Here is a 9,116-nt window from a genome sequence, read left to right as displayed (position 1 = left end):
TCGTTCAAGCCGAACCCGCTTCGCGGGTCGGCTTAACTCAAGGTGTTATGCGTGGGTTGGTGGGTTGGTGTTGTCGGCTTCGGCGATGTTCTGAGTTCGGCCAAACCATAGCTTCGGCGTTGATCGGTTGCTGACCTGTTCCGGCTCCTTGCGTATCCCGGCTTCGCTTCACTCGGCTTCGGACGCATTGCATTCGTGCCGCTCTGCACAAGGATGGCTTCATGACCTCCGGATTGGCGGCACCACTGGCTTCGGCTGTACAAGCACCGGCCACTCACTGTTCTCGGCTCCATCCAGTGATTTCATCTTCGCCTACTGTTCTCGGCTAAGATCGCTTCGGCAGCACGGGGTACCTACTACCCAGACTGCATAACAGTTCGTTCAAGCCGAACCCGCTTCGCGGGTCGGCTTAACTCAAGGTGTTAGGCGGTGGTGGAGCAAATGCGTTACGGCGTCCCGCTTCGGCCGGTCCAGCGGCACTTCCACGGTCGGCTCCGGGTCGCAGGCCTCACGCCTCTCACCGCCGGACCGGTCATCACGTTGCCACCGCGCGTCATTGCCTTGCCGCGTTCATTGCACTTGGCTTCGGTCACATCCTGCTGCCGGCAGCGCTGGGCAAGCTCCGCCCCACAATCTGTGCCACACTCGGCCTCGGCGGCAGTGCTGGGGAGCACGGTCGCAGCACCCAGGCAGTCTAGGCCACTCACTGCCTAACAGTTCATTCAAGCCGAACGCCACAAGTGGCGTCGGCTTAACTCAGGCGTTAGCCGTTCAATCAGCATCTTGGTGACTTGATGATAGTTGATGAGTTCCGAGACTCCATCGCCATCTATGATGAGATGCTCCGCAATGGAGAGCGAGATCCTTTGAGCATGCTCAACATTGTGGATAAGCGGCTTTCTGACATATCCAACCACATTGCGGTTTGTCATCGCGTGCTTGCCGAGCAGCGGGCGCTCGCTCACAGCGCATTCTTTGGCAGCACTCGAAAGCGGCATTTGGACAAGGCGGAGCAAGCCGGACAAATCCTCGAGCAAGTAATTGCCGTGCAATCCGACTTCTTCGACTTTCGTTACAAGGTTCTGTCTCAGGTCGCCGCTCACCTGCGGGGTGTCGCGTGACCGTCGCAGGCAGAACGGCTAACAATTCATTCAAGCCGAACCCGCTTCGCGGGTCGGCTTAATTCAAGCGTTATGCGTGGGCGGGCGTGTTGGTGTTGTCGGCTTCGGTGATGTGCTGCTTTCTCACCCGATCATGGCTTCGGCGTTGGTCGGTCGCTGATCTAGCCCGGTCGCTCGTATCTCCCGGCTTCGCTTCAATCGGCTTCGGATGCAGCACGTTCGCGCCGCCCTGCTGACGGATACAGGACCGACTCTATGCGGGCGGCGACCTTGGCTTCGGCCGTAAAAGCACGGGCCACTCACTACCCCCGGCTCCATCCAGTGATTTCCTCTCCGCCTACTGTTCTCGGCTAAGATCGCTTCGGCAGCCCGGGCTAGCTACTACCCAGGCTACATAACCACTCGTTCAAGCCGAACCCGCTTCGCGGGTCGGCTTAACTCAAGGTGTTAGGGCCCATTAGGCAAGGAGGTCGCATGTTTGGTTTCGGAGATCGCAAGAAGTACAACGGCTCTGTTGATATCAAGCTCAACAATGAGTACCAAATTGCAACGCGAGACAACCCGAGCTTCCCCGGAATGCTTGCGTACCTTGAGCTTATCGACAACGCGTGGCAGGCCAAGATGTCGCAAGACGAAGCCGCTCTTTACATAGCCACTCTCTACTACTGTGGCATCCTCAAACTCAACCTTCGTGCAGAGTCGGATACTTTGCTCTCGCGCATCAACTCCATTGTCGCTTTCGGTTTGCCAAAGGGTCTGATCTCGCAAGCACGCTGGTCAAAGTTCTCCGCAGCAATCCAGCAAGCAAATCATGACGCCGGCATCTAAGACATGGGCCCTAACAATTCATTCAAGCCGAACTTGTCCGCTGAGGCGGCCAAGTCGGCTTAATTCCGGTGTTAGACCGCACCCATGCCTCGCTACGACTTCGAACTCTTCGCTGACTACCATCAGTTCTACCTGCAGGACGAGCCTGCAGACGGCAATCTCGGTGACGCCTGGACCGAGGATGCTTCAGACCGTCTTCTTGCTGTTGCAACTGGCGTCATTGGTGTGGGCACCATCCGCAATACGGAGGTGCCGGTAACTATTGAGATTTTTGAAAAAGAACCTCTGCTGGATGTGACAAGATTCGATCATGTGGTTGAGTGCTCTCTTTCAGTTAGTAGCGGCCGCATAGTTGTCGCAGGATGTACTGATTACTTCCCCGATGCGGCCCGCATTGATGTGCGGGCTGGCACGTATCGCGTCCGCGTGAACTACGCTAATCTCAACTCGCTTTCTCCTGATGGGCTGGACGGCAATGACAGCTACCACCTCGAACTTTGGCTGGCGCCGTCTACTGAGATTTCGGTGCTCAAGCGTCGTGCGGCCTAACAAATCATTCAAGCCGAACCCGCTTCGCGGGTCGGCTTAATTCTGGTGTTAGATTGCTTTGGAGAGATCGTGGCGCTATCAGCTATGCTCGTAGGGATTGTGCTAGCCACCGTTATTTCATCGCTTGCCGGAGCGCTTGCCCTTAGGCTATTAGGCATTGGCGTCCCGCGTGTAGACCTTGGCGTGTGGTCGCCAAAAATCAGATTCTCGATAGGGACATCCGCGGTCTCGCTGTCCCCCTGGTTGATCAGCGGCTCGTCCACAGCCAAAAACCTTGATAACGCGGATGTTTATGCAGACGTACCAGGAAAGCTTCTGGACTCCCTTAATCGCATTGTGCGTGCACTCTTGCATCTGATCGGCCCTCTTTCTGTGCTGGCTGCTTCGATGCTATTCGTCGGCATAGATGCTTTGCCTGCCTTTGTCACAGGCTTTAGGCAAGCGATAGTCGGCGCGCTTTATCCATTCAGTTACGCCCAAATCTATTTGTCTGATTTCTCTAGTTTGGCAACCAACTCTCCAGTTTTTTCCATTGGGATCGCCTTGGCCAAACTAGCTGCCTTCTCCTTGCTTCCCGCTCCGCCTTTGAATGGCGGTCAAGGTCTTCTTGAACTTATTCGTCCGCGATCCGGCAAACTCGGAACCATTGCTGGTCTAGCTCAACAAATTAGTAATTTTGCGGTGTTTCTCATTTTTGCCATGTGGCTGATTGCATTAGGTTGGTGGCTCTTTCACAAGGGCGCAATCTAACAAATCATTCAAGCCGAACCGGTAGTTCCTCCGGTTTGGTGGACACCTTGACCTAACCCTCAGGAGTGTCCCAATGCCCAAGCCAGGTCCCAGAACCATCCATCGCTACAGCGATGCCTTCAAGGCCTCTGCCGTGCGTTTGAGCCTGCAGCCCGGTGTGCGGGTCGGCGATGTCGCCCAGTCGCTTTACATCCATCCCTACATGCTGTCTCGTTGGCGAAGACTCGCGCGGGAGGGCGTTATCGTGACCAAGGGTGCACCGGTGGATCCGTCGACGGCAGCCGAACTGAAAGCGCTGCGCAAGATCAAGCGGCAGTACGAGCAGCTCAAGCTCGAGCATGACCTTTTAGAAAAAGCGATCGCGTTCACTTCCGATCGAAAAGCGAAATCTTCGCCTTCATCGAGCACCACAAGGAAACCTGTCCGATGAGGGCGATGTGCCGCCTCTACCGGGTCAGTGCCGCCGGCTACTACGCTTGGGCTCGGCGGCCGGTGAGTGATCGCCGGATCGAAGACGCCTCGCTGATAGAGAAGATCCGCCAGGTGCACGAGGCCAGCCGGCAGACCTACGGCAGTCCCCGGGTGCATGCCGCCCTCCGGCGGCAGGGCGAGCCGATTGGACGCCGCCGAGTCGAGAGGCTGATGCGGCAGGAAGGCGTGCGTGCCTGTTCGGCCCGCCTGTACCGCCGTCGCCCCGGTCTGGCGCGGTTCCTGGACAGCGTCCCGAGTCGTGCGCACGAGCAACCCTGCCAACGACAGGATCAGGTGTGGGTCGGCGATGTCACCTACCTCAAGGTCGCCGGCCAATGGCGGTATCTGGCTACCGTGATGGATCGCTACTCCCGCCGCCTGCTGGGCTGGTCGCTGGGATCCGAACGCACGGCCTCGCTGACCCGTCGCGCCCTGACCGCCGCCCTGCGCACACGCACGCCGGCCTGCGATACGCTGTTCCACAGCGACCGGGGCATCGAGTTCATGGCCAACGACTTCAGACAGCGACTGAAACGGTCCGGGCTGGTGCAGTCGGTCAACCGGCCGCGCCGCATGAACGACAACGCACACATGGAGTCGTGGAACAAGTCGATGAAATCGGACATGTATCACCGCCGCCGCTTCGACAGTGATCGCTCGCTGCGCATGGCCGTCAACGACTACATCCAGTTCTACAACCACCAGCGCCTGCACTCGGCGCTGGGCTATCGATCACCGGTGGAGTTCGAGCAGTGCTAGAGAACCGCCGTCCACTTTTCCGTAGGAACTGCCACCCGCTTCGCGGGTCGGCTTAATTCAGGTGTTATGCGTGGGTTGGTGTGTTGGTGTTGCAGGCTTCGGTGGTGTGTAGCTCGTTCTTGCACTGCGGCTTCGGCATTGGTCGGTCGCTGACCCAACTTGATCGCCGCGTCTCGCGGCTCCGCTTCAATCGGCTTCGGATGCGCTAGGCTCGCGCCGCTCGGCACGAGGATGGCTTCAGGACTTTCGGATAGGCGGCGTCATTGGCTAAGGTGGTTTCGTCGAATTCCAGGGCACCATCGAAGGGCTCGCGAAGATGCTCGATCTGGGCGCAGCAGGCCCGCAGCAGACGATAGAAGCGCTCTCTGGCAGCCGCACTGGCCGAGCTGCGGAATCGCTGCCGATACGACGGCACACCGAGCACGAACAACTCCAGCAACTCCTGCTTGACAGCGCTTGGCAGCCGCACCGAATCCCATGCACTGGTCCAACTGAAACGATGACCGCAGGCGCGACATTTGTACCTGCCGTCACCGAGCAGGTAGTGGCGTGCTCCGTTGCAGGAGGGGCAATGCTTCATGACCAAATCCTCGAAGATTTGGTCCGGTTTGGCTAGGAATTACCTTAAAAAAAGCGATCGCGTTCACTTCCGATCGAAAAGCGAAATCTTCGCCTTCATCGAGCACCACAAGGAAACCTGTCCGATGAGGGCGATGTGCCGCCTCTACCGGGTCAGTGCCGCCGGCTACTACGCTTGGGCTCGGCGGCCGGTGAGTGATCGCCGGATCGAAGACGCCTCGCTGATAGAGAAGATCCGCCAGGTGCACGAGGCCAGCCGGCAGACCTACGGCAGTCCCCGGGTGCATGCCGCCCTCCGGCGGCAGGGCGAGCCGATTGGACGCCGCCGAGTCGAGAGGCTGATGCGGCAGGAAGGCGTGCGTGCCTGTTCGGCCCGCCTGTACCGCCGTCGCCCCGGTCTGGCGCGGTTCCTGGACAGCGTCCCGAGTCGTGCGCACGAGCAACCCTGCCAACGACAGGATCAGGTGTGGGTCGGCGATGTCACCTACCTCAAGGTCGCCGGCCAATGGCGGTATCTGGCTACCGTGATGGATCGCTACTCCCGCCGCCTGCTGGGCTGGTCGCTGGGATCCGAACGCACGGCCTCGCTGACCCGTCGCGCCCTGACCGCCGCCCTGCGCACACGCACGCCGGCCTGCGATACGCTGTTCCACAGCGACCGGGGCATCGAGTTCATGGCCAACGACTTCAGACAGCGACTGAAACGGTCCGGGCTGGTGCAGTCGGTCAACCGGCCGCGCCGCATGAACGACAACGCACACATGGAGTCGTGGAACAAGTCGATGAAATCGGACATGTATCACCGCCGCCGCTTCGACAGTGATCGCTCGCTGCGCATGGCCGTCAACGACTACATCCAGTTCTACAACCACCAGCGCCTGCACTCGGCGCTGGGCTATCGATCACCGGTGGAGTTCGAGCAGTGCTAGAGAACCGCTGTCCACTTTTCCGTAGGAACTGCCCACAGCTTCGTGGCACGGTTTTGGGCTTTTACGCTACGCTAGCCCAAAACCGCACCACTCTCGGTGCGGCTTAACTCAGGTGTTAGATTGCGGAACAAGATTTACAGTTTGCGGGCGTACTCCTTAGGTCTTTGATCGAAATCGCGGTCCATTTTGTGTTTCCGAGCATCAATTTGTTTGTGCACATCCTGTTCAACGAGATCACCCATTCGATCACTACCAAGCTTATAAAGGAGGTTGTACCTATGTTTAAAAAAAATAAAAACGTACTAACAGCTTACCGTTGCTCGATCAATGGTCGTGGGGCGCCCGCCCTTCAGGCAGAGCCTGCTGATGAGCCCGTGCAATTCGGGCGAAAGGGACCGCAATCCAACAGGTCATTCAAGCCGATGCCGCTTCACAGCGCGGCTTTATTCCAGCGTTAGGCGCCATATAGGGAGATTCCGCAATGTCCGCAAGCTCACCAATTTTCAAGAAGACGTCAATGGCTGGAGCTCGCTTTGAAGACGTCAATCTTGGTTCTGCGCACTTTGACGACATCAATCTCTCAAATGCGACGTTCTTCAACGTATCGCTCGTTGGCGCAACATTTAATTGCATCAATTTCAGCAACGTTGAAATCACTGATGCCAATCTCACCGGCATGACCATCAACGGAATTCCAGTCAGTGATCTGCTTCGCGCATATGGCGCCTAACAGTTCATTCGAGCCGACGCCGCGCATAGACGAGCGCGCGCCATCAGCTTGCCGATCACCGCCGGCGCCATGGCCATCTGCTGTTTCTGTGCCTGCAGCGTGGTCACCACTTGGTCACGACGCCGCAGCCAGCCTCGCAGCTCCCGCTGCCAGGGGACGGGAGCGCGGTAGCGACGCAGCCGCCCGGCGAGCAGCCGCGAGAGCAGGCACAGCACGTGCGCATCGATCCGATCGGTCTTGGCCAGCTCGCCGGTGGCCCGGGCGAAGTCGCGGGCCTGGCGCGGGTTGACCCGGGCGATCCAGATACCGGCATCGCAACAGGCATCGAGCAGTGCTTCCTCGTGGCCGCCAGTCGCCTCGACCACCACTCGCGCATCCGCCACGCCCTTCAACCGGCCAATGAGCTTGCCGATCCCGACCGGAGTATTGGCAAAACGCGCCACACCCGCCGCGCCATCGATGACCACATCCAGCGCCGCCTTGCCTATATCGATGCCCGCCGCGGTCATCCCGGTTCTCCGCTAGAGTTGGCTCGTCGAGAACATCGCGCCCGAGGCCCACGCTTATCCGTTCGAGGGAAACCTCGATCACCTGTCCGGGCGCAGGGCACGAGATCCGGCGTGCGGCCCCTGCTGAGTTGCGGTGCGGCTACACCGAGGCCTTATCGGGCGCACACGCCGGATCTCGGCCACTGCAGCAGGGAAATCCGGAGACATCAGGCGTCAGGCATCAGAGAATCTCCTCCATGAACTCGAAGAAGCCACGTGTTGGCGTTGGCGCGATAGTGATGCGCGATGGGCTGGTCCTGCTTGGACAGAGAATCGGCTCGCATGGCGGGGGCACCTGGGCGCTTCCAGGCGGACATCTCGAGTTCGGTGAGAGCGCCGTGGAATGTGCGGCACGCGAGGTCTACGAGGAGACGGGACTGGAGGTCGGAAACTTCATTGCCGGCCCTTATACGAACAACGTATTCGCGTCAGAAGAGAAGCACTACATCACCCTGTTTGTCGTTGGCCGAAGCGAGTCCGGTGATCCGCTGCTCCGTGAGCCAATGAAATGCGCGGGCTGGCACTGGTTTCGATGGACGGCACTGCCAAGCCCGTTGTTCCAACCGCTCGCAACGCTTCATGCCACGGGGTTCGTTCCCGATGGAGCAGTCTGACAGCTCATTCAAGGCGCACCCGCCTTGCTGTCGTCTACCCTTCACGGCTTCGCGCTATCGTTCGCCGCATCTTCCTTCGCCTACAGGACGCATCCATGGTGATTCCCCGCAGGCAGGCCGTGGTCGCTGGCATTGCGGCCATCGCGCTCGTCATCGCACTGCAGGCATTCAACAGCGTGGGCTGTTACGACCACACGCTGCCGGTGTTCATGCAGGTGCTGGGGATGTTCCTGCTGGTGCCGTTGCTGCCGGCGGTGATTTCGCTGTTCACGGCCAACCCGTTGCGCGCGGTGGGCGCCTGCCTGTTGTTCGCACCGTGGCTGGTGTTCGCCTACTACACCGATTGCGTGCGTCCCTACCAGGGTGGTGGGGCGTCGATGATCTACGTGGCAGTACTGCTCTGGGGCACGCCGAGCGCCATTGTCGGCGCGCTGCTGACCGGGCCGGCGATGCGCATGTCCGGCATGTCGGTGGCGCCGCGCCGGTAAGCGGGCACGGACGGACGCGACATCGCGGGCGACTTATTCCGCCTCTTCCGGCGGCAGCACCAGGCCATCCGGATCCACCGCCAGGCGGCCGGCGGCGAGCACGGCCTGGGTGCGGTTGGTGACGTGCAGCTTGCGCAGGATGGCGGTGACATGGGCCTTGATGGTGGCCTCGGACACGCCCAGGTCGTAGGCGATTTGCTTGTTGAGGCGGCCGGCGCCGAGCATCTGCAGCACCTTGAACTGCTGTGGCGTGAGATCGCGCAGGCGCTGTGCGGTTTCCTGTTCGTCGCGGCTGGTGGCGGGCGCGTTGTGCGCTTCGTCCGGTACCCAGCGTTCGCCGTCGAGCACCGCGCCGATGGCCTGGCCGATGGTGTCCGAATCGGCGGACTTGGGGATGAAGCCGAGTGCCCCGTGATCCAGTGCGCGGCGCATCACCGCCGGCTCTTCGCGTGCCGATACGATGACCACCGGCAGCTGCGGGTGCAGCGCACGCAGGTGGACCAATGCGTTGAAGCCATGCGCGCCCGGCATGTTGAGATCCATCAGCAGCAGGTCGGCGTCGGGATGCGCGTCGACCAGCACGTACAGCGCATCGACGCTGTCGGCCTCGTGCAGCTTCACGCCCGGCATCACGCGTTGCACGGCACCCCGCAGCGCCTCGCGGAACAGCGGGTGGTCATCGGCGATCAGCAGGGTGGGCATGGCGTTGCGGTCCATCGTGGGGGAAGGGTAATCCGTGGGGGTCGTGCT

13 protein-coding genes are annotated in these 9,116 nt (G+C 60.2%); 10 read left to right on the top strand and 3 right to left on the bottom strand.

Features of this window, described 5'->3' with window-relative positions; all coding sequences use genetic code 11:
• Positions 1–794: 794 nt before the first annotated feature.
• The 6 genes from V7060_RS13360 to V7060_RS13335 all read left to right on the top strand — a co-directional run bounded on the left by V7060_RS13360 (position 795) and on the right by V7060_RS13335 (position 4,478).
• The gene (locus V7060_RS13360) at positions 795–1,121 is read left to right on the top strand and encodes a hypothetical protein (protein WP_334179743.1); all 327 of its coding nucleotides are present in this window, start codon (positions 795–797) and stop codon (positions 1,119–1,121) included.
• 474 nt (positions 1,122–1,595) lie between these two features.
• The gene (locus tag V7060_RS13355) at positions 1,596–1,949 is read left to right on the top strand and encodes a hypothetical protein (RefSeq protein ID WP_334179742.1); all 354 of its coding nucleotides are present in this window, start codon (positions 1,596–1,598) and stop codon (positions 1,947–1,949) included.
• Positions 1,950–2,033: 84 nt separating this feature from the next.
• Positions 2,034–2,498 (top strand): hypothetical protein, encoded by a 465-nt coding sequence (locus V7060_RS13350; protein WP_334179741.1) that lies wholly within the window; start codon positions 2,034–2,036, stop codon positions 2,496–2,498.
• A 69-nt stretch (positions 2,499–2,567) separates the two neighbouring features.
• Complete coding sequence (locus tag V7060_RS13345) at positions 2,568–3,248, top strand: hypothetical protein (protein WP_334179740.1); 681 nt, start codon at positions 2,568–2,570, stop codon at positions 3,246–3,248.
• 73 nt (positions 3,249–3,321) lie between these two features.
• Positions 3,322–3,678, top strand: coding sequence for a transposase (locus tag V7060_RS13340; RefSeq protein WP_334179739.1), 357 nt, complete (start codon positions 3,322–3,324; stop codon positions 3,676–3,678).
• Positions 3,636–4,478 (top strand): IS3 family transposase, encoded by an 843-nt coding sequence (locus V7060_RS13335; protein WP_334179746.1) that lies wholly within the window; start codon positions 3,636–3,638, stop codon positions 4,476–4,478. Before V7060_RS13340 ends, V7060_RS13335 begins: the two co-directional genes overlap by 43 nt.
• A 205-nt stretch (positions 4,479–4,683) precedes the next feature.
• Here the strand turns inward: V7060_RS13335 and V7060_RS13330 are convergent, their stop codons facing one another.
• Entirely contained in the window at positions 4,684–5,058 is a 375-nt protein-coding gene (locus V7060_RS13330) for a hypothetical protein (protein WP_334179738.1), read from the bottom strand.
• On the opposite strand from V7060_RS13330, the gene V7060_RS13325 reads away from it, so the two are divergent.
• Both V7060_RS13325 and V7060_RS13320 read left to right on the top strand, forming a co-directional pair.
• A complete protein-coding gene (locus V7060_RS13325) occupies positions 5,057–5,986 on the top strand; it encodes an IS3 family transposase (protein ID WP_334179737.1) in 930 nt (309 codons plus the stop codon). The two genes, V7060_RS13330 and V7060_RS13325, sit on opposite strands and share 2 nt — an antisense overlap.
• Before the next feature lie 481 nt (positions 5,987–6,467).
• Positions 6,468–6,716, top strand: coding sequence for a pentapeptide repeat-containing protein (locus V7060_RS13320; protein WP_334179736.1), 249 nt, complete (start codon positions 6,468–6,470; stop codon positions 6,714–6,716).
• On the opposite strand, the gene V7060_RS13315 is transcribed toward V7060_RS13320, so the two are convergent.
• Complete coding sequence (locus tag V7060_RS13315; RefSeq protein ID WP_334179735.1) at positions 6,713–7,225, bottom strand: transposase; 513 nt, start codon at positions 7,223–7,225, stop codon at positions 6,713–6,715. The genes V7060_RS13320 and V7060_RS13315 overlap by 4 nt on opposite strands.
• Before the next feature lie 236 nt (positions 7,226–7,461).
• Between V7060_RS13315 and V7060_RS13310 the strand changes: the two genes are divergently transcribed.
• Positions 7,462–7,878: an NUDIX hydrolase gene (locus V7060_RS13310; protein ID WP_334179734.1), complete on the top strand. Its 417-nt coding sequence runs from the start codon at positions 7,462–7,464 to the stop codon at positions 7,876–7,878.
• Between the two features lie 95 nt (positions 7,879–7,973).
• Positions 7,974–8,366 (top strand): Na+:solute symporter, encoded by a 393-nt coding sequence (locus V7060_RS13305; protein ID WP_334179733.1) that lies wholly within the window; start codon positions 7,974–7,976, stop codon positions 8,364–8,366.
• Positions 8,367–8,399: 33 nt separating this feature from the next.
• On the opposite strand, the gene V7060_RS13300 is transcribed toward V7060_RS13305, so the two are convergent.
• Positions 8,400–9,068: a response regulator transcription factor gene (locus V7060_RS13300; protein ID WP_334179732.1), complete on the bottom strand. Its 669-nt coding sequence runs from the start codon at positions 9,066–9,068 to the stop codon at positions 8,400–8,402.
• Between the last annotated feature and the right edge of the window lie 48 nt (positions 9,069–9,116).

This window comes from Pseudoxanthomonas sp. (genome assembly GCF_036845285.1).
Lineage (GTDB): Bacteria > Pseudomonadota > Gammaproteobacteria > Xanthomonadales > Xanthomonadaceae > Pseudoxanthomonas_A.
The sequence above is the reverse complement of the archived record's forward strand: the minus strand, read 5'-3'. Positions and strand labels throughout refer to the sequence as shown.

Excerpts from the sequence above, each read along its gene's own strand:
- V7060_RS13320 (WP_334179736.1), top strand. The coding sequence starts at position 6,468 with ATGTCCGCAAGCTCACCAATTTTCAAGAAGACGTCAATGGCTGGAGCT.
- V7060_RS13310 (WP_334179734.1), top strand. The coding sequence starts at position 7,462 with ATGAACTCGAAGAAGCCACGTGTTGGCGTTGGCGCGATAGTGATGCGC.
- V7060_RS13330 (WP_334179738.1), bottom strand. The coding sequence starts at position 5,058 with ATGAAGCATTGCCCCTCCTGCAACGGAGCACGCCACTACCTGCTCGGT.
- V7060_RS13350 (WP_334179741.1), top strand. The coding sequence starts at position 2,034 with ATGCCTCGCTACGACTTCGAACTCTTCGCTGACTACCATCAGTTCTAC.
- V7060_RS13340 (WP_334179739.1), top strand. The coding sequence starts at position 3,322 with ATGCCCAAGCCAGGTCCCAGAACCATCCATCGCTACAGCGATGCCTTC.
- V7060_RS13355 (WP_334179742.1), top strand. The coding sequence starts at position 1,596 with ATGTTTGGTTTCGGAGATCGCAAGAAGTACAACGGCTCTGTTGATATC.
- V7060_RS13360 (WP_334179743.1), top strand. The coding sequence starts at position 795 with ATGATAGTTGATGAGTTCCGAGACTCCATCGCCATCTATGATGAGATG.
- V7060_RS13325 (WP_334179737.1), top strand. The coding sequence starts at position 5,057 with ATGACCAAATCCTCGAAGATTTGGTCCGGTTTGGCTAGGAATTACCTT.
- V7060_RS13305 (WP_334179733.1), top strand. The coding sequence starts at position 7,974 with ATGGTGATTCCCCGCAGGCAGGCCGTGGTCGCTGGCATTGCGGCCATC.
- V7060_RS13315 (WP_334179735.1), bottom strand. The coding sequence starts at position 7,225 with ATGACCGCGGCGGGCATCGATATAGGCAAGGCGGCGCTGGATGTGGTC.
- V7060_RS13300 (WP_334179732.1), bottom strand. The coding sequence starts at position 9,068 with ATGCCCACCCTGCTGATCGCCGATGACCACCCGCTGTTCCGCGAGGCG.